Source organism: Aquella oligotrophica, from assembly GCF_002892535.1.
Classification (GTDB): Bacteria; Pseudomonadota; Gammaproteobacteria; order Burkholderiales; family UBA11063; genus Aquella; species Aquella oligotrophica.
The window spans coordinates 1,562,467-1,585,363 of record NZ_CP024847.1; the positions used below are offsets into that span (position 1 = coordinate 1,562,467).

The window sequence follows — 22,897 nt, forward strand, 5'->3', positions numbered from 1 at the left end:
TTTCTGGGTTAGCCTGATACCATATAAGGCATTTTCTTACAAACTCATCGTGTTTGGTTGGTTTCATGGGCAAGGCAAATATTTAAAATTGTGTTATAATTATACCAGATACAGGAGATGGTAACTCCCATTTAACTCTAGCCTATTCTGCTAGAGATTTGCTTTTTAGTAAATGTATGGGCTTTCCTCAGTGGTTGGGTAATCATGGCAACTTTATAGTTGCCATTTCTTATTGTATTTTGGAAAAAACATGTTATTAAATAAACCTTTAAGCTACCTTATTGATCTCTACAATGGAAATTTATCAAAATTAGTTACTAATGCCCCGGAGTCTCAGTCATTTTTGTTTGAGACTACAGCAGTAATAGTTGGTATCCCCAATAAAGCGTACAAGAATACTCTATACTATAAAATAGCGGAAGAAGAAACAAATAGTAAAGATTCAACAATATCAGTTGCTATTGATAAACAATTTGCTGATTTTAAACTCAGTGATAAAGTAAAAATTATTGGACAGTTTTATGTAGGGTTTTACAATGGAGGATTACAACTAAATATTAAAGCAGAAATGATGGAACTCGTTGATTCAAGGTTAACCCAACAAGATTCCATTAGTGCAATTGATGTTTTAAAATCTTTTCCAAAGAAAAGAGTTCCGTTTCCATTTAGTAAACCGCTGAATATTGCATTAATTCAGCCCATCTCCAACACCTCTGTTCAGGATTTCATGAAGAAACTGCCTAGCGAGGGAATTTATCTAAAGAATTATCCAACTAATATTAGTAGTAAAACAGCAATATTGGACTGTATTCAATCCATTCTTAAAGACAATCAAAATAATCCATATAAATACAACATACTTGCAGTGATTCGGGGCGGTGGTGATGGTTTTGAGGTATTTGATGATTTAGATGTATGTCGAGCTTTTGCCAACATTGATATGCATAAAATAGTTGGTCTTGGGCATGAAGAAAATCGCTGCCTGATTGAGTTTGTTTCAGATCATGCTGAGGCTACCCCCAGCTATCTAACTACTTATCTGGTACATCAACTTGACTCCGTTGTAAAAAACAAATTGCAGACTAAATACTACAATAATAAATCCAAGACAACAAGCGTACCAGATAATAAATTAGAAACCAAGCTAAATTGGATTATTGGATTTTTGATCGTCTTGATTGTTATAATATCTTTTAAGGTGTTATAAGCAATAAAAAAGCCCCAAATTTTGGGGCTAGTTATCAATTGTCTTTATGATAGATATTGTAAGAAAGGTAACTATAACTAGGGTCTGTAATGTCATTTAGCATAGAAGTAGAATCGCTATTTTCAAATAAATGATTATCATCATTCAATGCTCTATCTTGCTTATAATTTCCAAAATTTTTTTTATATTTTTTTGAAACGTTCTTAGCATACCAAATAAACCCTATCCATGCTCCAGCAACCAGCATTAATGTCACAGTATTATTCATTCAGTGCTCCAATAAAAGCAATATTTAATAACCAAATTATATCATAATTAGCTAATCAAATTAACTATTTATCAAAATTTGGATAACCGCTTTTATCAAGTTTTCCTCCACCCTGAGTTCGGGCAGCAGCTTCCGTACCTTTCTTGTCGATAACTTTACCTGCTTCTTTTTTTACAACCCCAGCCATATCCCCAGTTACAACATTTGCAGCATTACCAGCAACTTCAGTTAGGTTTTCACCCATTGCTTGTGCCGGATGATTATTGAACTTATCTGCCTGATTATCATGTTTGATAGATACAGCTTTTTTATCTGTCTCAATTTGCCGACTTGCACTATCAACCCCAGCCTGAGCCTTGCCAGTATAATTATCAATGTTACCATTATTGGCATATCTTCCGGCATGCCCAGCAATGGCTCTATCAGTAGCAGCCGCATCTACTCCCTGGACACTATAGTTAGTCGTATCACCCAATATTTGTGGCACAAATTTCTCTTCAGCAAATTTTTGCGCCAATTGGTTGAATTGCCCAGGGTTATGTGCCTGCATATCGTTAATCTGCTCGCCAGTCATACCTTGCGCCATCAGATCCTGAACGAAGGCATTATCTCCATTAACTTTAACAGTATCCCCCATAGAGTTAAGCGTGGTTTGTGCTCTACTAACACTTAGAGCATCACTAATAGTTTTGGATGAGTTCTGGGCAAGACCTTCTGCTGATTTAAAACCATCGCCAATCATATTATCAGTTGACAGGTTATGTTTATTGGCAAAGTCAGTATATTTATCCAAGGCTTGTTTGTAGTCTTGTGCTGCTTTGGTATTCATGCTTCCTGCAACACCACCACCAATTGTAGCTTCATTTCCAAGAATCGAAACCCCAGTTTTTGCTACTGCTTCTGCCTTAACTCCAAGATCGGTTGCTAGCTCGGCTCCTTTTGCATAAACATTTTTATCACCGCCACCAGTACCACTACTACTGCCATGCCCTCCACTTGTATTTACAGCAGCATTATGGAATGTTTGAGACATCTTCTGCCATTGCTGTGCTTCCTGCCCGGCTCTTTGATGAACTGATTGCACCATATTGGAGATTTGACTTTGTGCAGTTTTAGCATAATCAACAGATGTGATGATCTTGTTATCCATTGCTCTGGATTGAACCGTTTCATATCCACCTACGTTGGTGGTACTACCAGTTGTGCCAACATGTGTATCTGTTTGTAATCCGTCACGACTTTGTCCGGCCGTATCGGTGTTTTTCACGCTTACCCGATTAATGTCCATATTTCCCAGCGCTTCCTGTTTACCAGCATTTTCTGCGGTACCGTTAAATGACCCCTGGAATGCTCCAGCAATATTGGATAAGGATGCAGCTCCTTTTTGCATTAGTATCCAGGATAAAACCGGTATTAGCGTAGAGATATAACCAGCAGCTGCCACTACCCCACCATTTAAATCCGAGATCTGGTAGAAATTATCCAGTGACATACCAGAGTATGCCTGCGCCAGTGCCTGGCTCTTTGAGGTAGCATAAACCGCTATAATTGAATTCAATACTGCATACATGATTGGCCACACTTGAATCCAAAACATTACCTTGATATAGTCAAATATCACATTCCAGCCAACCGGCAGCAGAAACAGAAAACAAAGCAATGGAAACAAGGCATAAATCATACATTCCGCTACTATATGCAGCCAAACCATCCCAACTGAGGCAAACTGGCTTCCTTGGCGCCAGGCACTGATTTGTTGTTGCTGTGCCTGGGCAGAAGTTAATGCATCGGCAAGGGATGGATCGTTATTAGCGACAGCCATTGATTGGGCAGTAGCCTGAATGGCATTAATCATCATTGCCTGACGTAATGAATTAGCTGACTGGGTAGTAGCTTGGCTAATAAAGTCATGATCCAGATCATTAATCACTTGCCAGCTGGCGATACCCAATGTATTTATAACTCTGTCGCCATTAGGTACAAAAGAGTTCTTTAACTGTTCCCGCAAGTCATAACAGGTTACTGACTTATCTCCTACGTAGACATAACGGTTTTTAAGAAAATTAGTATTTAGATGACTTATTGCTCCCTCATAATCTGGAGTTGATAACAAATCATTTTTGGTCATACCGCTCCAGCGAGCGTTTAATGGTGTAACTGCAGGTATCAGGCATTCACTGATAAATGGTGATACATATTCCATCGACTTACTATCAAATCTGGCCACATGTGGTAGTACATTGTAATAACTGGAGCCAAAACCTAGTCCATTGCCGCTATAGCGTTCTACTGGATTCATCCCACCACCAAGGACGTTTTCATAAATATCGACCAGACCTATTCCCAGATTGGAAGTAAACCAGCCAATAATACTTAATGACCAGGGAGCATTACTTACCTTATAGGTGGCTTTAGTTGTCAGATCCTGGATTTCTACATCTGATCTGGGTACTATGAAGATAAACCAGATTAAGGTAAACCGCACAAAATAGACCCAGTCAATAGTTGCTGCTGCACCAGTAGCACTACGTACAGAAAAAGCCTGAAGCACCACTATAATAACGCCTAGTAGTGCTGCTGTTCTAAATAACCAGATCAAGGCACTGTTTTGAGAAAAGTCAAAGAGCATAGACATACTCTCAAATAAGCTATTGAGATATTGCCCACCGCCAAAAGTATAAATAATTGGTGTCATTTTAATTCCCTGATATTTAGTTTCTTAATGTTGTTCCGGAGTAAACCAGTTTTTCCTGAAGATTGGGCGATACATTTTTAAGTATTATCCCGCGAATCATTGCCAGTCTTTGCATTAGCTCCATTGGATCCAGTTTATTGCGTTCCTGATCTTTCTGGAGCTGGGCATCTATATCACTTCGTACAACTTTTAACTGATCTTTAATACCGGATAAGGCAGCAATCTGGGCTTCGTCTGCACTTGCTGATAATGCAGTTATCTGGGTTGCGGTTTCCTTATAAACGGTATCAACGATGTTATAGTAAATCTTATGGATCGCATAATCCATATATTTAAGGACAATCGGATAGACTGTTGAATCAAGCCCAGAATCAACTCCTGCCTGCATTAGCTGGAATATTGGAGCATCAGAAATGGTTAGTACAGTTAAATCAGCATCAGTAATCTGTCCGGTGTCACTTAACAACGAAGTGTGTAATTTAGTAATCTTGTTGTAAATTAATGTTTGCATTGCCGTTACTGATTTAGCATTATCGGTTTTATAATTCTTGGGTACTATAAAGCAATCATTTTTAGCTCTATAATTATCCTTATCCCAGGTAAAATCGCAATTAAACACTGATCCCTGAACATTGGCCGCCTGATCCGTAATATCAGATGTAGTATAACTTAGTAATGTATCTATTTTTAATGGTGGGTAAATGGATACTGGCGATCCAAGCCCTTTGCCATTATCGCCATTCTTATCCAGTGGAGGAATATACACATCCCCTACGATGCTTAATACCAGGTTACCCAGATCCTGCTGCATCTGGTTAGATTTACCCATCTTATCAAAATAATCAGAGAGAATATTCTGCAGTATTCCACCCTGAAGCGCAATTTGTGCAGCAGCTGCCGCTTTGGCATTTTTAGCTTCATCAGTTGTTGAACCAAACAGGTCATTCCAGGCTTTAGCTCCCTGATCATATGTCTGACAGGTAGACTGCACAGTATTCTCATCTGAAAGAGAACCATTGAACCGGGCAGCATTCTGACATAGCCCGACTGATTTATTTACTCCGCCCATTAGGGTGCTCGAAGCCTGACAGGAATTTTTAAGCACACTTAGCCATTTGTTCATTTCATCAATCCAGTGTTTCATATTTCCAGCCAGAGAGGCTGATGTAATCTCGATTGCTTCAGTAAACAGTAAAGCTTTAGCATTCTGGCCAATTGCTTTTAAGGCATTAACAATCTGGTCACCATTAATAAACGAGAATGCTCCCATATTAAAATCGATATTGCCACAACCTCCCTTTAAGCTTGGTGGCGTAATATAGCCCATAGTTAGATCTACATTGGCTCCACGCTGATAATAGCCGCCAGCAGTAAACCCATTCGTAGTATAATAGCTTGGGCGTTCGATCTTGCTATTTGCCTGTAATGAATTATAATAATCAGTTAACCCACTACCAATATCAGCATTGGCCAGATTAACTGCCCCACCTAAAGCCAGTAATAAACATAGTTTTTTCATTAGAATTCCCCTAGCTGTTTGGTATATAAACGACAAATCCGGTTATTAACCTGATCAAGTGGAATATAGCCATATCCAAGCACCTGGCTTTGCCCTGTTTTGATGTTAAACATTACTGTTACCGGCTTACCCTCATTGACAATGTTAAATTTCCTGGACATGATTCCTTTATCTTCACCAAATGGTAAATCACCCAGATTTGCCGATCGATAAGCATCAAAACCAACAACCATTGCACTTACTCCATAAGTAGAGCTAACTTTCTTGAGTACATTAATCTGGGCATCGCAATACTTGCAGTTAGCAGAAGTAAACAGATACAATCCATAAGTAAAGCCTGACTGGCGGATTAACTCTGCAGAACAGGCATTTTGTTCTTTACGGCTAATTTCCAGCCCCTCACCCCCGGTAGGATTATTGGCTGAGTAAGAATCTGGACGACTCCAGTCATTGCGTACCTGCTGATCTGTTAAAATACCACTCATATCGTATATTTTTGTTTTTAACTGCTGATAGTTCCATACATTTTCAGGGGTGGGATAAAGTAAAGCCAGCGCACTGGCTTCCTTTAATTGCTTCTGGAGTAGCTCAAGTTCCTGGGTAGCTTTCTCGCCAGGTGTTATTTGCGGAACTGGTTTACTTTCTACCGGAATGCTTTCAATAACTGGCTTTGATTCATAAAAAAACCAGCCACGGCTGGCATCATTAAAGATTCCAGCATTAGCTGCTGTAGCCAGGCTTAAAATAATGGCGTAGCTGCACCAACGATTCGATTGTCTTTTTCGCATATTATTCCTATATCAGTATATCGACTGTCATAACTAAATAAATCTGGAGTCCACGCAAAATAACAGCCCCTGTCAATGATCTGAGAAGCTATTGGATATAGCTTATGATGAGATGGCAGGGTTTCTGTCCAGATATGTCCCATTATTTGCTGATTAATGTATAAAGTTGAGCCTTTGATCTCTACTCTATCACCAGCCACTCCAACTATTTTTTTAACTAATGGTGTGCTTTTTGTAGTCAGATTTACATCCTTGGGAGCCAGAAAGGTAAAGTAATCTCCACGACTAAACTCCTCTTTATGGCTGTAATCAACCAGCCATAAGCGCTGTGGCAATGATGAGGTTACGTTTAGTACAAATCCATGTGTTCGTAAAAACCAGAATTTGGAAATAAATAATAAGGTTGCGAGCATGGCAAACAATATCAGACCATTAGCCAATATTGACTGCTGCTTGCTGTTTAGCTTATCGAGGCTATTTTTTACCAAGGTTATAGATTTCATTTCTAACCTCATTAGTATAATCCGGGATATTTTTGTCATAAGCTAGTGCTTGTTTCTGGATTATTGTACAGTTACACTTGCCAGCAACAATGGCAATTGCCTGTTCAATTTTTGCTGCACCCTGTTTGATGTCATTACTGGCAACATCGGCCTGTTTATCCTTGCTTGCCGAATCTATATCATTGAAAGCTTTTAAGGTTACTTCTTTCATTAATGATTGGAGATCTATTGCTACAATTTGATAGTTTATATCTTTGACCACAACTAGGATATAAAAAGTAAGCACTATTAAGGCACTTAATAATGAAATCACAAATGTCATAATAATCTGCCAGTTTTGATTAATAAAATTAGCCAAACGGGCACGAATAAATGGTTTATTGTCTGTTATAATATTATTCATTGATGGTTATTCCTATCTTTTTAATTGTAATAGCTTGTCTATGATGCTACTTGCTGTAGCTGTTCCTTATACTCTAACACCTTGCTGATGGCTTCATGAATGGCATAGCCGGAAGCCTTAAAGTCCTCAACCAGCTGGAAGTCTTTGGGATCTGTGGTATAAATCAGATTTGAATATTTATCAGTAATTAATCTGACTGGTGTACCAATGCCATTAGCTTTGATAAAAATATCGGAGTAGATTCCTTTCCGGGTTTTAACCGTCTTGATCAGTTCCATCTGCCATTCACTTAAAGATAACTTCTTGTCACCCCTAAGCTGATCAATGGACTCCTCTTTCTGCTTTAACATAAACTGCCAGTCAGAATTGGTTAAACAGGCAGTAGCCCCCTCATTAGCGTAGTAATCCTGAATCCGTTGGGTAATGGTAATAAATGCACCATTATATTTACGTGCCCGCCGATAACCAGTTTCAATGAATTCCTGTGTACGACTACCGCCCCGGAATAAATCCCAGGCTTCATCAATACCACAAATCTTGAGCTGATTCTTGTTACCTAAATACATCTCCTGGCTAATTCGCTGCATTAAGATCGAAAAAATTACATTCCTGAGATCTGGCTTCATGTTCAGTTCTTCCAGCTCAAGCACCACAAACTGATTATTGAAGTTAATATTAGCTTCACCATTGAAATAACGGCTGTATATACCATCTTTGGAGTATGGCTGAAGCTGAATACCCAGATTACGGACCAATACTTCATCATGTTCGAGTAAGGCATGATAAATATCGTCAAAACAGGCATGACGATTTTTTTCAATCCAGACTCTGTTTACAATCATGCCAATATAGGTAACTTCCAGATTATTTAATCCTCCTGGATTAATTGCCAGACAAAGAACATCCCGGATCATCTTAAGATCATCATTAACCTCTTCCGCATCACCCATAATGTAACTAAACGGATTAAGGCAGACGTTTCTCTGCTCTTTACCAAATGAAATAAACTGCCCGCTTAATACTTCACATAGTTTCAGATATGAACGCCCTACGTCTATCATAAAAATTTTGGCACCAATCCCCAGATAGGAAATGATCAGATCATTCATAAAAAATGACTTACCTGCGCCAGAATCAGCGGCAATAGCTACGTTATAATTACCCTCCGACCTAAAAATATCAAGATTCATTAATTGGCCACGGCGGCCAAGCAACATCATGCCACCACCATCATAGCTATTACCTGACCATTCGCCTATCATTGGTACCAGATTGATAATATTCCATTGTGGTAACAGCCTGTTTAACTTAAATGCCTTATTAACAATAAACATTTCGTTATCAAACTGCATTGGCATGCAACTTAAAAAAGTTGGGTAATTAATAAATGAAGCTGGAGCAACCGTCCATCCTTTCGACCTAAAGAGATCAACCATATCCCGCTCAGCATAATTGGAAGTACCCAATTCAGAAAAGCTAAAAAACATCTGATTGAAATAGCATAGACCTTGACCATCGGCTAATATTTCTGTAACTTTGCGCCAGTCCTCGGCTTTTGCATGAAAGTCTGGTACCCATTTAGCCATTGGTGAGGAGGCATTCTGGATTGCCCTGGCCGATTTAGCCGTTATCTGGTTTTTAAGGGCAGAAATATTCGGGAACCAGATATTGGTACAATACATGAATTGCGAGGATATCTGGGCATTATCATTAACAATATCACCAATTAAATCCATCGCCTGGGCTAGCGAAGCCTGAGTTGGATAATCCTTAACGGTTAATCCCCTGACTACGGTATTATTGAATGACATCCCATCCTTGTCAACCAAAATACGGGTATCCGGACCAGAAACCTGTCTTTTTAATGGCGTAAACGGGTTATGTTTATAATTAGTGTTTTTAAGCCCTGATTGACGGTTAAATATCTCATCACAGAAATCCAGCAGCATGTCTGGATCCATCTCTTTAGTTGCCATGCCGGAGTTATTGAGCGTAGAAATAAAGGATTTTTTGAATATCTCAATTTCCCTCCGCCCATAATCATCAATTTTGCCATCAAAAGTAACGCTTACTATCATACGGTAATCCCGAATTAACAGCTTTTCGCCCTCAATAAGGGTTTTATTAATCCCTTTTAAATAATGATCCACCCTACGTTTGGCAATTTCAGCACAAACCTGATTTTGAGCATTTTTGCGCCGGCCAAGCCAGATATCAAATTTGTTTTTTAGTTCCTTGCAGCCATAAAGACAAAATGACAATGTGGCCGACATCGGAAAGCGTAAGGCAAATAATCCCATTAGCTGATTAGCCAAGGTTTCACTTCCCCCAGTTAATGGGGAGGTATATAAGGCAAAGCCATAAGAGTTATCATTCTGAAAAACCCCCAACTTTTTGATATAGCTGTCATAGTTCAGAAATTTTCCAATGTTGTGCGGGGTATTCAGGCATTTGTAGTCTTCAGTAATATTATCCTTCGGTGACTGCTGTCTTTTCTTTGTACACTGTTTTAATGAGCTAACAACATCGTTATAGCGCTTTGTATATAATTTTCTAGTTTGTTCCAGGTTCATCAGGCTCTCCAACTGGTAAAATTTCTAATAGTTTATTAAGTGGATAATACTGGTTAATTGAGGTGTCAGCAAAATGCTCGTCAATTACTTTGGTATACTGTAATGGTAATGAGTTAATGAATTGGGGTAATGAGAAGCCTTTATTGGGATAGATATACCAGTCTAATTTATAACGCATGTAATTGATAAACTCGGTAGTTGCCTTGTCGTTATTACCGGCATCGCTTTCAAGTAAGATAAAAGCAGTATTAAACCGGTAGTTACTTTCATCTTTTGTTCCAGGAACAATATTTACTGCATAGTAAAAATTAAGTTCAGTATTCCGGATATCTTCCAGTAAAGTAATGAACGGATTTTTAAAACCATCACTCGCAGCAACATTTGGATACTGTTTGGTATAAAATACATTATGCAAGATACCAGCAATGGTCAGAACACCGCTATTATCAATATCATTATTAGAGGCATCATTAATCTGCTCAAAAATGAAGCGTTCCCGGTCGTAAGTGGCAGAGCTCTGTTGTGAAAGTACCTGATTGTAAAAATTAAGCAGCATCTTTGGTTTTACTGCTTCACATGCCAGGTTACGTTCCTTAAATGCAGCAATAATTTTGTCTCTAATTGATAACAGTACTCTTTTGTTTATCTTCAGGCTACGACCAGTTGTAGTAACTGCTATTGATAGCAAAATATAGTTATTACCATAAGAATGCTTAAAGAAGTAGTTGATATAGGTATTTTTAGGAAATCCGAACTCAAACAGAAAAGATAACTCGTTGGCTATACCAGCAGTTATCCGAATTTTAAAAATAATTGCCAGATCGTCATTGTGGTAGTAAACTCCTTCAGAACTATCAAATAGTTGTGCGCTAATAACTGATTTCAGCTGGTATTTAGCCAGAAAATCCTTACTCCGGATAATTGCCGGATAAAGACCACCATTTAACAGATATTCTTCCGGTGTTCTGGAGGAGTTAATCATCCGATCCAGAAATTTTAATTGACGTTTAATTCCATCAAACATTTTGCTTAATTCCCGGAACTGGCAGGTGCAGGAGTATTGCCGATTATTGAAGCATTACGGTTTGATACTGCCTGAGTAGAGAATGGTGGAAGCCCATTACCAGACATTAATCCCTGATTTTTAGCAATTGAATCTGATTCCTTACTTGGACCAAATGGCTGGTAATTGGTATTTGTTACCTGCCCGGCCGGTACCGTATTTATATACGGATTGCGGTTTAATCCAAGCAAGCTGGTACTTTTGTAACGCCAGGTAGCTTTCTGAACTACTGCATAGACATATTGCTGGTCATGATACAAGCCAACATCATCTTCATATGGTAGCAACCAGATCCGCATAGTTTTCTGCTGGTTTCTAACCGCTACTCCTGCCTGCGGCACTTGTGAATAAACGCCCTGCTGCTGATAAGCTTTTAGGATATTACTTGCACTATCCGGATCATAGGGATACTCTTCAGAATTGTTTCTGTCATTTACCGTTTGCCCATTAGGTAAATCAGTTGGCATAACCGTATCTTTTAATGAAGCGTTGTAGGCATCGGTAACGCTAGCACATTTACCTACTCCCTGTGGGTTACATGGGTTATCCAAAGTAGCACATCCCGCCAATAAGCTCAGTAAGGAACATACAATAAGCTGTTTCTTCATTATTTCACTCCCAGGTAATTATCAAGAGCATTAGTATCAAAGCCACCAATAACAATGTTACTGTCCGTAATGATAAACGGCGTTGCATTAATACCATTCTCGGTAGAATACTTCTGAATTTGAGCTATTTGATTATCCGCTTTAGTCAGGCAGGATTTATCCGGGATTGCAGCAGATAATTTCTTGACCATAATCGTATCAATTGCTTTTGCCGGACTGGTCGCACACAGGATCTGTTCAATATGCTCTTTGGCCAGTGGATGCATCGGTAGTGGAATGAAGAAATAATAAATAGTCAGTTTACTGAGGTTTTTACTTAAATATAATTCCAGTTGTTGACAGTATGGGCAATCAGGATCAACAAATACTGCAATTTGTTTCTTACCATTGCCAACTTTAATCGCCTGATTAAGAGGTAATTTATTAAAGTTATAGCGTTTATTTCGTTCAGCCGCTATTCGTAAGTCCGTTTCATCCTGCATTGATTTGGTATTAAGTATGTGCCCAACAATGATTTCACTTTCATTCTCAGGATTCACGTAAAAGGCATTATCTCCAGCTAGAACCTCATACATACCAGGAAATGGAGCCTGGTTAATTTGGGTTATCCTGGTATTTGGCAGTATTGCCCTAATCTGTGATTCTGCCTGAGGTGAAACCGCAGCAAAAGAATGTCCTGTAAACATCATAAATAATAATGGTAATAATATTTTTTTCATGGGTCAAACTCCTAATTAACACTGATTGGTAAGCTGTTTATTTTTTGATAATCCTGATTAACATTAACCGGGAACTCAATTCCTTGTGTATTAACAATAGTTACATTGCGCTGATCTGTAATTTCAATTACAGGGAATGTTTTCTCGGCCAGGTTAATATAGTACTGCGCTAACTGATTAAATCCACCGGATACACCATTAGCAGCAGCAAAGCCCATCGATTGGCTTGGATTTACGTATTGATTTGTTCCAACGGAGGTTTGCTGTAATGTAGTCGCCTGATTGGCAAATGCCGTTGCTAAACCGCCCACCGTTCCGGATAATAGAGCAAGTGCAACCTGACGCCCCTCTTTGGATACCAAACGCCCACGCAAACCAGCCTTACCATCTTCTCCAACAATATACCCCTCCATCTTCATATCAATAACATCACCATTCTTCATGACGCAGGAGATTTTTTCCGTGCGGAAATATGCTCGTTCTGAGGCAACATCACCATAACCAGCAGCTAGGACAAAACAGCCTTTGATTTTAGTTCTGACACCATTTGGTAATTGAGCACTATCCGTAATATTTAATAGTATGGGAAATGGATTATCCTGGGCGGTACCACCACATGGTGCATCAATTGATGTGATTACTTTTGCCTTAACAAATGAAGTAGGTAAGTAAGTTTGGGTATTTTTAGGTTTATTTGCCGCATTCTGAGCAGTTTTACCTGTAGTAGCGGTACTTTCAGCAGATTCACTACTTAGTTTTACCGAAACAATATCTGGCTCATCAGGCATTAATATGGCAGACTCTTCTGATAACGGAGGTAATCCAGTACCCTCACCACCCTTGCCTTTAGGCATAATTGCTGCTAATGGGGTATCAGGAGCTGGTGCACGCTTGATATCTTCAAGAGCAGCCATAATTTTAGTGAACTGCTGCTGATTGTAGCTCTGGGTATCACTTTCCAGTTTATTTTGAGCGCTTAACTGGGATTTGATATCATTAACCTGATTTTGTACATCATCAAACTTCTGCGCTGATTGCTGGATCCATACTTCCTTGTCAGAAATATTATTGGCAACACTGGCGTTAATGTCAGAAATATTGACACCTTTTTCTGGGTCAGAATTCGGCTGATTTCTGCGCCCGGTGCTAAGGAGGATAATTACGAAAAAGAAGACAATTGCACCAACAGATCCCCATAGCACCCAGTTCTGTTTTTTCTTGGACTTTTCAGAATCGAAATCACTCATCTTGTTTCGCTCCAATAACAAAAACTTTGGTTAATTCCCGATTTGCCAATACCGGTTTCTCAATTGCAACAGCAATAGTATTGGGTTTCCAAAACTGGTTTTCGGACAATACTATTTCCTTGCCTGATGTATTTTGTAAAATAAAGACTGAGCCAATAAATCTGTTATCAGTATAAGTCTTATACAGCATAAAATTGACTTCTTTCCAGAGCTTGATCTTGGTATCGACCGCACTAACAACATAACCATCTTCATTCTTGCGGTCAAGATACATATCTTCAATAAAAGTAACTATCTGGTTGGTAAAGTCAGTACTACCCACAACAGAACCACTGGCACCACGTAATGGACGAATTAGAATAGTTTCGCTAGGTACTGACTGCATTCTTAAACGCAGTGTATAAGTTCGTCCATCCACATCAGTAATAAACATATTAACTGAGGTACCAGTTACTGTTTGCGCGTGCAGATTACCAATCTTTATAGTTGATACAGTCGATTTATTTGGTTTAACCGGTCGAACATATATTTGGCCAGTTTTATCATCTGTATCTACTTTCAGCTGCTTTGATGATAATTTGACTGTATCTATTCTTGAATTAGCAATGGTTATCCGACTAACATCATAGTCAGAGATTACAGCTGTAATTTCTCCATTATTGGCTATATCAAACTCCTGGAGTCCAAATGCGCTACTAGTTGTCAGTGCCAATAAGACTAATAATTTACTGTTTTTCATTGATGATTTCCCCAAAAGGATCATTATTATTAACTTCGCCGAACTCATTGATATATAACTGGCCATTAATGATCTGGAAACTGATCCGGTATGATTTTTCTGTAGTTGAAACCACTTTATCACCAATGATTGATTTAAGAACTCCATTAATGATAACTATATTTGCCCCAGCATCAACCTTGAAGCCAATGATAGAGAACATTGTGGTTAGCTGGTTACGCTTAACCCGTGAAGCCTGTTGTGCCAATTGTGTTCTTAAAATACCCTGCTCTGACGGGTTTACGTAGTTAATAATAAGACTATTCTGGTATTCAATATTTTCCGGGCTGACATTATTCGCAAGAAAAATAAAGTATGTCGCCATTTCCTGAAGATATTTCGGATCAGCATCATTACTGTCTACCCAGAATTTGTCATGAACAACCGGTGGAACAATAATAGTTCTTTCCCTACCCATATTTTTAACTGCCAGAGCTAGTGTCAATAATAGACATAATGCCAGAATAATCAATATTAGATCGTTGACCTGAACCCGTCTCAGAGCTTTAATCAACTTGTTTTTATAAACTGTTTTTTCCATAATTTATCCTGAAATCTCACGAATATGGGACGGTGGCAATCGTTTTAATTTTAACGAACCAAAGTTCCAGTAGAAAAAGTGTATTAAATAGCCCCTTAATTTTCCGGCCTTGATTTTGGTATATTGATATGTTGCAAATAAAGAGACAACCAACATGACCAAGAACATCAAAAAACTTTTCATTAACAGGCCTGGAAACAAGATCACCGCAAAAACGATGATCTCATCAGCATCAAACCATAAAGCTTTAGGTGGGTCATCCAGTCTTCGTGGAATGTAATAGCTTTTTTTAGACATGGCTAACCTATACCGCAACCACAATTAATGATGAATTGACGATACCTGTTACCATATCCGGACCAAAGGCAATTAGTAATGCAAAAATAATCCCGCCAATTACTGCCATTGGCGCCTGTTTGGCTATTCCAATAATCAAGGCTACGATAAAGCAGGCAGCTGCAAGCAATATTCCCAGATAACCATGAATTACCGAATCAACCCAGTTATAACCATTTTTAAATGCTGCATCATTGGTTGTTGAACCATTGGTATGGCTCGCCAAACTTAACCCAAAATAACAGCAGATAACTAATAGTAATATTAATGATGCTTTATGCTGTTGAATAAATCCTTTTGCATCTAATACAAACCTGTTCATATATAAACTCCTAAAAATTAAACACCGGCTTTAGCCAGAGCAAAGATCATCAGAAAGCCCCAGATCGCCAGTATTGTAATCGTAATATATATTTTTGTACGTTTGGGTAGACTGGTTCTGATTAATCTCGGAACCTCATAAAAACTAACAAAAAACATAATTACAGAAAACATGGCAATCCCAAACCAAACCATAGTATTGTCATTAAGCATGAATCCTCCTTAAAATATTAAGTTAACCTATTTCTTTCTAATTCTGGGTTATAACAACTTCAATTTCTGCCCTCCTGTTCTCGTAGCGACCCACTTTGTTTTTATTACTTGCCACATAACAACACAAAGGTCTGGCTTCAATTGTTATGTTAGATGCTTTAAACCCATAGTGATGTATCAGGTAATTCCTGACCGCTTCTGCCCTGTTATGTGCAAGACGTTGATTGAAGTGTGATTTATGTTTCACGGCTTCAACATTATCGGTATAACCAATAACTTTGATTTGCTCATCTTTAGTGATATGAAGATGCTTAATACTGGCTCTAATTTTGCTAATAGCCGATTTGGTCAAATAAGATTTACTAAATGTAAAATTCACGGCGAATTTCTCCGTACGTTTTTTTATTTCTACTGGAGTGACTGGTGTTATAAATATCGGTGATTCTGGTTCATCAGGTTCATCATCTAAAGTAAACTGAGTTGGTAAAGGACATGATTCCGCATTACAATAAGAATAATCGTTTGTTGCTACGTTGTAATAAGTCCGTGCTTCAATAGGTGATGGATTATCAGAAGCACAACCAATTAAAAAGCTAGTTGTTATAGCCAAGCTCAATAATAGCCTTATGGACTTTCTTTGCATACTTTTCCCTTTTTGATATGGTTTTTGCATTATAGGCTCCCACTGCATTCCAGTTGTAGCCCAGTCTATTTATGTTGTCCGATAATATCCATGCTCCAACCATGATATTGGTACATGGATCATATAAATCATTTTCTGAAATATTGTATTGCTGGAGTTTTTTTAACCAGCCAGAATTAATCTGCATTAATCCAATGTCATAACTGCCATTATCATTCTTACCTAATGCCCTGGGATTAAAACGGCTCTCAACTTTGGCGATTGCTACCAGTAAACTTGCCGGGACTCCATATCTTGACTCAGCCCGACTCCAGCAAGCACTTCCTGGTTTCAATTTCTGTGGTGCAGAATGGCTAGTTGTATAATAATTGGCAGATTTAGGTTTCTCATCGCTATAATTAGTTACACTAATTGCCAGACTATTACTTATATTAATGATAAACAACAGCTGAAGCAGCTTCTTCAACATTCTTACTCCTGAATACACATTGGCTAAGTATCGAAGCATATGCCTGAGAAATATGACCATGATTTTGCTGCTTAAAAGTTTTTGCCAATTGCATCAGTAAATCATCATCTGATGATTTTCCACCAACAACAATATTCACAATCTCCTGATCAAACCATTGATAAAATTTATCAGTATAGTAAAAATCATGATCTGGACCAATACGCACAAAATACTCACTTTCGAATAATAGATCAAGAAGCATCTGCAGTCTTTTTTCTGGCAATGAATAACGGGCATCTTCCCGATTAATCTGGATGGCCTGAAACTGTCCTACAGTCTCAAGTCCAAGATCCAGAGCCTGAGTAAATAGCAGTTTGAAATCATTTTTATTCCGGCTGGTTATATCCAGAGTACTCCCAATAAGATTAAGAATCGTTCTCAGATTAAGACAACCCAGGTTGTTTAAAATAAAGGCATTAATGATTTGCTCAATCGCATCTTCATAATTACCTGATATCTGGATTGCATTTTTCTTGACTATAATAAACTTTGTCATTTATTTGTCCCCTATAAATTTCTTACAATATACGATGATGGACGTATTGATTTTAATAGCTTATCTGGCATATTTCGTCCATAACCGAGTAATTCAATTAATTGGCTGGCTTCTTCTTTATTGGATATTTCATAACCAAGCATATTCAATTTACGAATTATTTTCGAATATACATGGGTTCTCACTGTGCCAGCAGTTATAAATAATAAAGAAGCGATTTCTTCAATAGAGAAGTCATTCGCAAGCAAATACATAACACATTGCTCCTGGTTACTAAACCGAACTTGGTGCCTGGAGTAGTACCTTGGAATAGGTTTAAAATGATTGCCGAGCAATTTCTTGGCTGAAAGTTCTCCAGTTATCGCTTGTTCAACCAGCATATATATTTCGCAACCAATCTTTATTAGCTTTTTTGTCCAGTAAAATATCTGAATTGATCCATTTATTAACAAACTTTCTACAACCAATGCATCACTCATGTTCTTAACAAGAATTTCATCTACTTGCATAATCTGGTCTCTTATTATGGTGAAAGATTTGTTATCCAATAAATTCATTTTTGGTTTTATTCCCAGCGTTTCTTTTGTATGCAAAGTAGCAAAAGCAATCTCATGTGATAGTGTTTTCACATAAGCAACTTCATCATCAAAATATCGGTTTGAAAACCAAACAGCAAATGCTAATTCATGTTCAAAATTTCGCATGCTCTACCCCTACAGTTTAAACAAAATAAATTTTAAAAACATACACAGATCCGTTGATTTTTCATAAGCGGATTTGTATACTATGACCTATTTACAAGTGATTTGGAGGAATTTAACCAATTTATGCTCAGCAGAAATTGCACCAAATTCGGTAACTTTATGGTGCAAATATGCCCAAACGATGTAGCAGCAATAATCAAAGCCAGGTAATCCCTTGATGACTACCCTATCCGGATGCTTTAACTGCTCTACCATTGGCTGTATTTCGACTGGAACTGAATAGATGTGTGTTCGTGAAATTAGATCCTTGAAGAAGCGCGCATTTATTTTACGTTGCTCTTCAGGTAAGTTTTGATACTCCCGATATTGGAGTTTATGAACGTTGGTAATAAAATTAACTCGCTCCCTCTGATACCATGACGGGTTTTTAAGTACATCCCGCAGATAAGCATATGGGTGACGAATTTGCCCAGATTGGCTGCGTTTACTGACATAAACACATGCAGATTCCACATCCAGGTCTGAATATTTCTGTTTTAGTTTATCCTTATAATCTTCATTAATAATAACAAGTTGATCTTTGACCTCATTTGTTTTCCTGCGTTTATGTTGCTTTAATAAGGCTGCTTCGTTTGGCACCATCAAATAACTGTATTTATCTGTAGCAGTTATCTCAAGTGGAACCAACTCTTTAAGTTCAGCCAGAATCTTATTAAATATCCGCCTAAATTCATTTAATGTGGGAATTCCACCACCAAATAGCTCATAAAGCGGTTCAATCTGAAAGGAGTAATTAATCTTTTTTAAATATAAATTGTAGTTTTGATATAGGAAATAATTAAGAATGTCAAGCTTGCGAGAGTTGCTAAACTCTTCAACCGCTTTTGCAGAAATTGGTACAGCTGTTAATTTGATAAGCTCAAATATTTCATCGCTAAGGACTATTTGTTGCTGCCAGAGTTGGCTATCATCATGCAACCAGCTATGATTTCCACTAACAAAATGTATTGAATCGCGTGGTCTTCTAGCTTTATCATTGGGATTAGTATATGAGAGTGTTAATTCACAGTTTATAAATGCCTGCAATTGCATGGCTATAGCTTCTACATCCTTACTGCTTGGAACATAGTTAATTCCAAGTGCTTCTTTATAAAACTGTGCTCTACTACGAGGAATGCTTACAACCGGAGTTTTGGAGCGAGTTCTGATTATTGATTTACACAGATAAGAAAACAGGCGCCGGGGATAAATTCCGGTAGGTATAACTTTACCACTAAATTGAACAGTTAAGCTCTCAGATCCAATAAAAGTGCTTTGAGAATACCCCTGTACAGGTGTTGCAATATTGCAATTATACTGTAGTGCAAATGGTACATGTATGAATGGAGATATAGTATAAGTTATGTTATTTAATATGGAGTTTTCACTTGGTTGAGTCTGTAGTGGAGTGTTTGGTGTAAGATTTTGTATTGTATGATATTTATTAGTGTATTTTGAAATATGGTTAGTAGTTTTTGTACCTGCTATAGTAACAATAATAGTGAATTTATTGGCAGTATTTAATATTTTATTTGATAAATGATTTCAATTTCAAAGATGAAAAAAGCCCAAACATTTTGTCTGGGCTTATACTAAAGATTTTTAGGACTAATTAAATGTTACTATAAGATTTATGTCGTAGATAATGATCAATAATCACTAATGCTGCCATAGCATCTACAACAGGAACAGCCCGAGGTAATACACATGGATCATGACGACCATAAGCTTCAAGATCAATTTCATTATAATCAACATCCAACGTCTTTTGCGGCTTACTAATTGTTGAAACAGACTTAAATGCTACCCGAAAATAAATATCTTCACCACTGGTAATACCACCTAACACTCCACCAGCATGATTTGTCTCAGTTCGAATATCACCTTCTACCAGAACAAATGGATCGTTATGTACAGAGCCACGTAGTTCTACACCAGCAAAACCCGAACCAATTTCAAAGCCTTTTACAGCATTGATACTAACCATGGCTTTTGCCAAATCGGCATGAAAACGATCAAAGACTGGCTCACCAAGCCCAACAGGAACATTGCGTAATACACATTTGATAACACCACCGATCGAATCACCATCATCTCTTACTTCTTCAACTAGGCTAATCATCTCTTTCGCAATAGTTTGATCTGGACAACGAATTATATTTGCTTCAACATCAGCAGCAGTAACTTTTGTATGATCAATCTGTGCTTTAATCGGACCAACTTGCTCAACAAAGCTAATTATCTCAACACCCAATTCTTGCTGTAAAAATTTCTTAGCTATTGCTCCAGCTGCTACCCGTGCTAGAGTTTCCCGCGCACTTGCCCGCCCACTACCACGATAATCGCGCATACCATATTTCATGAGATAGGTAAAATCAGCGTGTGATGGTCGGAAAATATTTTTTAAATGATCATAATCCGCTGAACGCTGATCTTTATTATAAGCTAGCATTAATATTGGTGTGCCAGTAGTCTTACCTTCAAAAACACCAGATAAAACATGAATAGTATCAGTTTCAGAGCGCGGCGTTGTAATCGCACTTTGCCCCGGCTTACGGCGATCTAGTTCAGCCTGAATTTCCTCGGTAGTAATTTTAATTCCTGCCGGACAGCCATCAACAATTACCCCAACTGCACCACCATGCGACTCGCCACAGGTAGTAATCTTAAACAATTGACCAAAACTATTCCCAGACATATTATTCTCAATTCAAACTTTTTGCAAATTTAGCTAAACTAGCCACTCCACCAATCAAATCTTCTTCATCCGCAGCAAAAGAGAAGCGCACATAGCCTGGCTGACCAAAGCCACTACCAGGAACGGTTGCCACATTAGCTTCTTCAAGTGCCCGAATACAGAACTCATCATCGGTCATATTATTAACTCCAAGGCTTGCTAATGAAGTCCAAACATATAATGTTGCTTTTGGTAATGGTAATTCAATCCCAAAATGCTCCTTAAATGCCTCGACAAAAACATCACGACGTTTTTTCATGGTTGCATTAACCCAGTTAGTAATTTCATCAGCATGCTTAAAGGCACCAATTGCACCATGCTGACATACCAAAGAAACACCTGTGGTACTTTGCGTTGTAAGTGCACTTAATGCATCAATTAGATCTTTACGCGCAAGCATAAATCCTACCCGCCAGCCAGTCATCGCAAATGTTTTGGAAGCACTTTGTAAAATAACTATATTTTCTTTATACTCAAGAAAACTACCACAAGAAACATATTCATCATCAGTATAAACTAATCCGCTATACACCTCATCACTAATTACTAATAAACCCAGTTCATTAGCGGTATCCATCAAAGCTTTCATTTCTGGACGAGTATAGATTACCCCTGTTGGGTTAACTCCATTATTAATCAGTAATATTTTACAGTCTGGAGTATAAGCTGCTTTAAGCATTTCAGGGGTCAATTTCCAGCCACCTTCTTCAGTGGTCTTTATTACAACAGGCTTACCATCCATAATTTTGGTGATTGCTGGATATGAAACCCAATACGGCGCAGGAATTATTACACCAAGTTTCTCAGCTGGATCTTTTTTTAATGGCGAACTAGAACCTAATAAATACTGTAACATTAGATAAAGTCCAAATTTTCCACCAGTAGTAATAATGCACTCTTCAGCAGTATAATTGGTATTATATAATTCGTTCATCCGTTCAGCTGCAGCCTTACGCAATTCTGGTTGACCAGCTGTTATTGGATATGGAATATCACCTATTTCAATAAATTTGATTGCTGCATCCCGAACAATTTTTGGTGTCACCAATTTAGGTTCTCCAGCACTCAAATTATAGACACGAATACCCGCTGCTTTTTTACTTTGAGCTATTGAATTAATCACTACTGTTACCGATGCCTGTAATTTACTCATCGCTTTGAACCTTTCTTGACTCTTCTATTAATATTTCAAAAATTCTGGCAATCATAGTTGCAGATATTTTATGCTCATTACTCACACTATCATGAAACTCTCTTAACAGCACTTCTCGAGCATGATCATAAACTTGCATATTATTTTTTTTCTTATATTCACCGATTTTCTTTGCCAAATCTTGGCGTTTGGCAATCAGTTCAATGATATCTTTATCAACCTTGCTTATTTGCAATCGTAAACGTTCAATTTCATTCATATTAGCTATTCCCACGCTTTACAACTATGAATCTGGTTATATTTGGTTGAATATCCTGTATTCCTTGCTTTAGTACTGAGAGATTATAACTTTTTGCTGCCTGAGCTGATGCTACAACCGCTGCTTTACGTGGCAATATTCCTAAAGATAAATCTCTAGCTGCCTTTGCAGTATCACCCCAGTCTATGGTCTTAAATCCATGCTGATTAATAAAACCCTTACATTGCTCAAAAGCAGGAGTATATGAATAAAGCTCAGTGATTTCTGAAATCTGGGTATCGGCAAAACCGATAAGGCACTGCTCTACATTTAGCTGAATATCATCAATTGGCATAAAAGAATGACGACCCATGGCAGTAAAAGCTGGCCAAACTATCCCACTATTATAGTTTACAAAAGGAAAAATCCCAACATCTATCTCTTCTCGATCAAGTGCCGCTAACACACCCTCCATATCAATCAGATAATGTAAAGTATGTTGACTCATATGTGCCTTTGCAGCATAGATTTGTCCAGCTTCCTCAGAGAAAGACCCGATATCTCCCGAAACCCCTATTCGCATTATATTACCCT

26 protein-coding genes are annotated in these 22,897 nt (G+C 38.0%); 1 reads left to right on the forward strand and 25 read right to left on the reverse strand.

Annotated elements, in window-relative coordinates; all coding sequences use genetic code 11:
• Positions 1–250 precede the first annotated feature (250 nt).
• On the forward strand, positions 251–1,207 hold the full coding sequence (locus tag CUN60_RS07175; RefSeq protein ID WP_102951386.1) for an exodeoxyribonuclease VII large subunit: 957 nt from the start codon (positions 251–253) through the stop codon (positions 1,205–1,207).
• A 34-nt stretch (positions 1,208–1,241) separates the two neighbouring features.
• On the opposite strand, the gene CUN60_RS07180 is transcribed toward CUN60_RS07175, so the two are convergent.
• From CUN60_RS07180 to CUN60_RS07300, 25 genes are all read right to left on the reverse strand, one after another.
• Positions 1,242–1,475, reverse strand: coding sequence for a hypothetical protein (locus tag CUN60_RS07180; RefSeq protein ID WP_102951387.1), 234 nt, complete (start codon positions 1,473–1,475; stop codon positions 1,242–1,244).
• A gap of 64 nt (positions 1,476–1,539) precedes the next feature.
• The gene (locus CUN60_RS07185) at positions 1,540–4,170 is read right to left on the reverse strand and encodes a conjugal transfer protein TraG N-terminal domain-containing protein (RefSeq protein WP_102951388.1); all 2,631 of its coding nucleotides are present in this window, start codon (positions 4,168–4,170) and stop codon (positions 1,540–1,542) included.
• A gap of 16 nt (positions 4,171–4,186) precedes the next feature.
• Positions 4,187–5,689, reverse strand: a complete 1,503-nt coding sequence (locus CUN60_RS07190) for a conjugal transfer protein TraH (protein WP_102951389.1) — start codon at positions 5,687–5,689, stop codon at positions 4,187–4,189.
• Positions 5,689–6,477, reverse strand: coding sequence for a conjugal transfer protein TraF (gene traF, locus CUN60_RS07195; RefSeq protein ID WP_102951390.1), 789 nt, complete (start codon positions 6,475–6,477; stop codon positions 5,689–5,691). The genes CUN60_RS07190 and traF overlap by 1 nt, the downstream gene beginning before the upstream one ends.
• The gene (locus tag CUN60_RS07200; RefSeq protein ID WP_158649337.1) at positions 6,429–6,980 is read right to left on the reverse strand and encodes a S26 family signal peptidase; all 552 of its coding nucleotides are present in this window, start codon (positions 6,978–6,980) and stop codon (positions 6,429–6,431) included. Before CUN60_RS07200 ends, traF begins: the two co-directional genes overlap by 49 nt.
• Positions 6,952–7,383 (reverse strand): hypothetical protein, encoded by a 432-nt coding sequence (locus CUN60_RS07205; protein ID WP_102951392.1) that lies wholly within the window; start codon positions 7,381–7,383, stop codon positions 6,952–6,954. The genes CUN60_RS07200 and CUN60_RS07205 overlap by 29 nt, the downstream gene beginning before the upstream one ends.
• Before the next feature lie 38 nt (positions 7,384–7,421).
• Positions 7,422–9,956 (reverse strand): type IV secretion system protein TraC, encoded by a 2,535-nt coding sequence (gene traC / locus CUN60_RS07210; RefSeq protein WP_102951393.1) that lies wholly within the window; start codon positions 9,954–9,956, stop codon positions 7,422–7,424.
• Positions 9,937–10,980, reverse strand: a complete 1,044-nt coding sequence (locus CUN60_RS07215) for a hypothetical protein (protein WP_102951394.1) — start codon at positions 10,978–10,980, stop codon at positions 9,937–9,939. Before CUN60_RS07215 ends, traC begins: the two co-directional genes overlap by 20 nt.
• 5 nt (positions 10,981–10,985) lie before the next feature.
• A complete protein-coding gene (locus CUN60_RS07220; protein WP_102951395.1) occupies positions 10,986–11,627 on the reverse strand; it encodes a TraV family lipoprotein in 642 nt (213 codons plus the stop codon).
• Positions 11,627–12,346 carry a DsbC family protein gene (locus tag CUN60_RS07225; RefSeq protein WP_102951396.1) on the reverse strand — a complete coding sequence of 240 codons (720 nt, stop codon included), beginning with the start codon at positions 12,344–12,346 and terminating at the stop codon, positions 11,627–11,629. Before CUN60_RS07225 ends, CUN60_RS07220 begins: the two co-directional genes overlap by 1 nt.
• An 11-nt stretch (positions 12,347–12,357) precedes the next feature.
• Entirely contained in the window at positions 12,358–13,593 is a 1,236-nt protein-coding gene (locus CUN60_RS07230) for a TraB/VirB10 family protein (protein WP_102951397.1), read from the reverse strand.
• On the reverse strand, positions 13,586–14,332 hold the full coding sequence (locus tag CUN60_RS07235) for a TraK domain-containing protein (RefSeq protein ID WP_158649338.1): 747 nt from the start codon (positions 14,330–14,332) through the stop codon (positions 13,586–13,588). The genes CUN60_RS07230 and CUN60_RS07235 overlap by 8 nt, the downstream gene beginning before the upstream one ends.
• Positions 14,319–14,912: a type IV conjugative transfer system protein TraE gene (gene traE, locus CUN60_RS07240; RefSeq protein WP_102951399.1), complete on the reverse strand. Its 594-nt coding sequence runs from the start codon at positions 14,910–14,912 to the stop codon at positions 14,319–14,321. The genes CUN60_RS07235 and traE overlap by 14 nt, the downstream gene beginning before the upstream one ends.
• A 3-nt stretch (positions 14,913–14,915) precedes the next feature.
• Positions 14,916–15,209 (reverse strand): type IV conjugative transfer system protein TraL, encoded by a 294-nt coding sequence (gene traL / locus CUN60_RS07245; RefSeq protein WP_102951400.1) that lies wholly within the window; start codon positions 15,207–15,209, stop codon positions 14,916–14,918.
• Positions 15,210–15,216: 7 nt separating this feature from the next.
• Positions 15,217–15,570: a hypothetical protein gene (locus CUN60_RS07250; protein ID WP_102951401.1), complete on the reverse strand. Its 354-nt coding sequence runs from the start codon at positions 15,568–15,570 to the stop codon at positions 15,217–15,219.
• Positions 15,571–15,587: 17 nt separating this feature from the next.
• On the reverse strand, positions 15,588–15,782 hold the full coding sequence (locus CUN60_RS07255) for a hypothetical protein (protein ID WP_102951402.1): 195 nt from the start codon (positions 15,780–15,782) through the stop codon (positions 15,588–15,590).
• 37 nt (positions 15,783–15,819) lie between these two features.
• Complete coding sequence (locus CUN60_RS07260; RefSeq protein WP_158649339.1) at positions 15,820–16,425, reverse strand: OmpA family protein; 606 nt, start codon at positions 16,423–16,425, stop codon at positions 15,820–15,822.
• Positions 16,376–16,894 carry a lytic transglycosylase domain-containing protein gene (locus tag CUN60_RS07265; protein ID WP_102951404.1) on the reverse strand — a complete coding sequence of 173 codons (519 nt, stop codon included), beginning with the start codon at positions 16,892–16,894 and terminating at the stop codon, positions 16,376–16,378. The genes CUN60_RS07260 and CUN60_RS07265 overlap by 50 nt, the downstream gene beginning before the upstream one ends.
• The gene (locus tag CUN60_RS07270; protein WP_102951405.1) at positions 16,857–17,432 is read right to left on the reverse strand and encodes a hypothetical protein; all 576 of its coding nucleotides are present in this window, start codon (positions 17,430–17,432) and stop codon (positions 16,857–16,859) included. Before CUN60_RS07270 ends, CUN60_RS07265 begins: the two co-directional genes overlap by 38 nt.
• Before the next feature lie 11 nt (positions 17,433–17,443).
• Positions 17,444–18,136 carry a LuxR C-terminal-related transcriptional regulator gene (locus tag CUN60_RS07275; RefSeq protein WP_102951406.1) on the reverse strand — a complete coding sequence of 231 codons (693 nt, stop codon included), beginning with the start codon at positions 18,134–18,136 and terminating at the stop codon, positions 17,444–17,446.
• Between the two features lie 87 nt (positions 18,137–18,223).
• The gene (locus CUN60_RS07280) at positions 18,224–19,228 is read right to left on the reverse strand and encodes a hypothetical protein (protein ID WP_425266141.1); all 1,005 of its coding nucleotides are present in this window, start codon (positions 19,226–19,228) and stop codon (positions 18,224–18,226) included.
• A 559-nt stretch (positions 19,229–19,787) separates the two neighbouring features.
• Positions 19,788–20,873, reverse strand: coding sequence for a chorismate synthase (gene aroC / locus CUN60_RS07285; protein ID WP_102951408.1), 1,086 nt, complete (start codon positions 20,871–20,873; stop codon positions 19,788–19,790).
• A 7-nt stretch (positions 20,874–20,880) separates the two neighbouring features.
• Positions 20,881–22,065, reverse strand: coding sequence for a pyridoxal phosphate-dependent aminotransferase (locus tag CUN60_RS07290; RefSeq protein ID WP_102951409.1), 1,185 nt, complete (start codon positions 22,063–22,065; stop codon positions 20,881–20,883).
• Positions 22,058–22,324 (reverse strand): chorismate mutase, encoded by a 267-nt coding sequence (locus tag CUN60_RS07295; protein ID WP_102951410.1) that lies wholly within the window; start codon positions 22,322–22,324, stop codon positions 22,058–22,060. The genes CUN60_RS07290 and CUN60_RS07295 overlap by 8 nt, the downstream gene beginning before the upstream one ends.
• A 1-nt stretch (position 22,325) precedes the next feature.
• Positions 22,326–22,886: a prephenate dehydratase domain-containing protein gene (locus CUN60_RS07300; protein ID WP_102951411.1), complete on the reverse strand. Its 561-nt coding sequence runs from the start codon at positions 22,884–22,886 to the stop codon at positions 22,326–22,328.
• Between the last annotated feature and the right edge of the window lie 11 nt (positions 22,887–22,897).

What these genes read in the sequence shown, in the direction of transcription:
- CUN60_RS07180 (WP_102951387.1), bottom strand. Translation starts at nt 1,475, where the DNA reads ATGAATAATACTGTGACATTAATGCTGGTTGCTGGAGCATGGATAGGG.
- CUN60_RS07295 (WP_102951410.1), bottom strand. Translation starts at nt 22,324, where the DNA reads ATGAATGAAATTGAACGTTTACGATTGCAAATAAGCAAGGTTGATAAA.
- CUN60_RS07255 (WP_102951402.1), bottom strand. Translation starts at nt 15,782, where the DNA reads ATGCTTAATGACAATACTATGGTTTGGTTTGGGATTGCCATGTTTTCT.
- CUN60_RS07300 (WP_102951411.1), bottom strand. Translation starts at nt 22,886, where the DNA reads ATGCGAATAGGGGTTTCGGGAGATATCGGGTCTTTCTCTGAGGAAGCT.
- CUN60_RS07215 (WP_102951394.1), bottom strand. Translation starts at nt 10,980, where the DNA reads ATGTTTGATGGAATTAAACGTCAATTAAAATTTCTGGATCGGATGATT.
- aroC (WP_102951408.1), bottom strand. Translation starts at nt 20,873, where the DNA reads ATGTCTGGGAATAGTTTTGGTCAATTGTTTAAGATTACTACCTGTGGC.
- CUN60_RS07220 (WP_102951395.1), bottom strand. Translation starts at nt 11,627, where the DNA reads ATGAAGAAACAGCTTATTGTATGTTCCTTACTGAGCTTATTGGCGGGA.
- CUN60_RS07270 (WP_102951405.1), bottom strand. Translation starts at nt 17,432, where the DNA reads ATGACAAAGTTTATTATAGTCAAGAAAAATGCAATCCAGATATCAGGT.
- CUN60_RS07260 (WP_158649339.1), bottom strand. Translation starts at nt 16,425, where the DNA reads ATGCAAAGAAAGTCCATAAGGCTATTATTGAGCTTGGCTATAACAACT.
- CUN60_RS07205 (WP_102951392.1), bottom strand. Translation starts at nt 7,383, where the DNA reads ATGAATAATATTATAACAGACAATAAACCATTTATTCGTGCCCGTTTG.
- CUN60_RS07280 (WP_425266141.1), bottom strand. Translation starts at nt 19,228, where the DNA reads ATGCAATTGCAGGCATTTATAAACTGTGAATTAACACTCTCATATACT.
- traC (WP_102951393.1), bottom strand. Translation starts at nt 9,956, where the DNA reads ATGAACCTGGAACAAACTAGAAAATTATATACAAAGCGCTATAACGAT.
- CUN60_RS07175 (WP_102951386.1), top strand. Translation starts at nt 251, where the DNA reads ATGTTATTAAATAAACCTTTAAGCTACCTTATTGATCTCTACAATGGA.
- CUN60_RS07290 (WP_102951409.1), bottom strand. Translation starts at nt 22,065, where the DNA reads ATGAGTAAATTACAGGCATCGGTAACAGTAGTGATTAATTCAATAGCT.
- CUN60_RS07265 (WP_102951404.1), bottom strand. Translation starts at nt 16,894, where the DNA reads ATGTTGAAGAAGCTGCTTCAGCTGTTGTTTATCATTAATATAAGTAAT.
- traE (WP_102951399.1), bottom strand. Translation starts at nt 14,912, where the DNA reads ATGGAAAAAACAGTTTATAAAAACAAGTTGATTAAAGCTCTGAGACGG.
- CUN60_RS07200 (WP_158649337.1), bottom strand. Translation starts at nt 6,980, where the DNA reads ATGAAATCTATAACCTTGGTAAAAAATAGCCTCGATAAGCTAAACAGC.
- traF (WP_102951390.1), bottom strand. Translation starts at nt 6,477, where the DNA reads ATGCGAAAAAGACAATCGAATCGTTGGTGCAGCTACGCCATTATTTTA.
- CUN60_RS07190 (WP_102951389.1), bottom strand. Translation starts at nt 5,689, where the DNA reads ATGAAAAAACTATGTTTATTACTGGCTTTAGGTGGGGCAGTTAATCTG.
- CUN60_RS07250 (WP_102951401.1), bottom strand. Translation starts at nt 15,570, where the DNA reads ATGAACAGGTTTGTATTAGATGCAAAAGGATTTATTCAACAGCATAAA.
- CUN60_RS07235 (WP_158649338.1), bottom strand. Translation starts at nt 14,332, where the DNA reads ATGAAAAACAGTAAATTATTAGTCTTATTGGCACTGACAACTAGTAGC.
- CUN60_RS07230 (WP_102951397.1), bottom strand. Translation starts at nt 13,593, where the DNA reads ATGAGTGATTTCGATTCTGAAAAGTCCAAGAAAAAACAGAACTGGGTG.
- CUN60_RS07185 (WP_102951388.1), bottom strand. Translation starts at nt 4,170, where the DNA reads ATGACACCAATTATTTATACTTTTGGCGGTGGGCAATATCTCAATAGC.
- traL (WP_102951400.1), bottom strand. Translation starts at nt 15,209, where the DNA reads ATGTCTAAAAAAAGCTATTACATTCCACGAAGACTGGATGACCCACCT.
- CUN60_RS07225 (WP_102951396.1), bottom strand. Translation starts at nt 12,346, where the DNA reads ATGAAAAAAATATTATTACCATTATTATTTATGATGTTTACAGGACAT.
- CUN60_RS07275 (WP_102951406.1), bottom strand. Translation starts at nt 18,136, where the DNA reads ATGCGAAATTTTGAACATGAATTAGCATTTGCTGTTTGGTTTTCAAAC.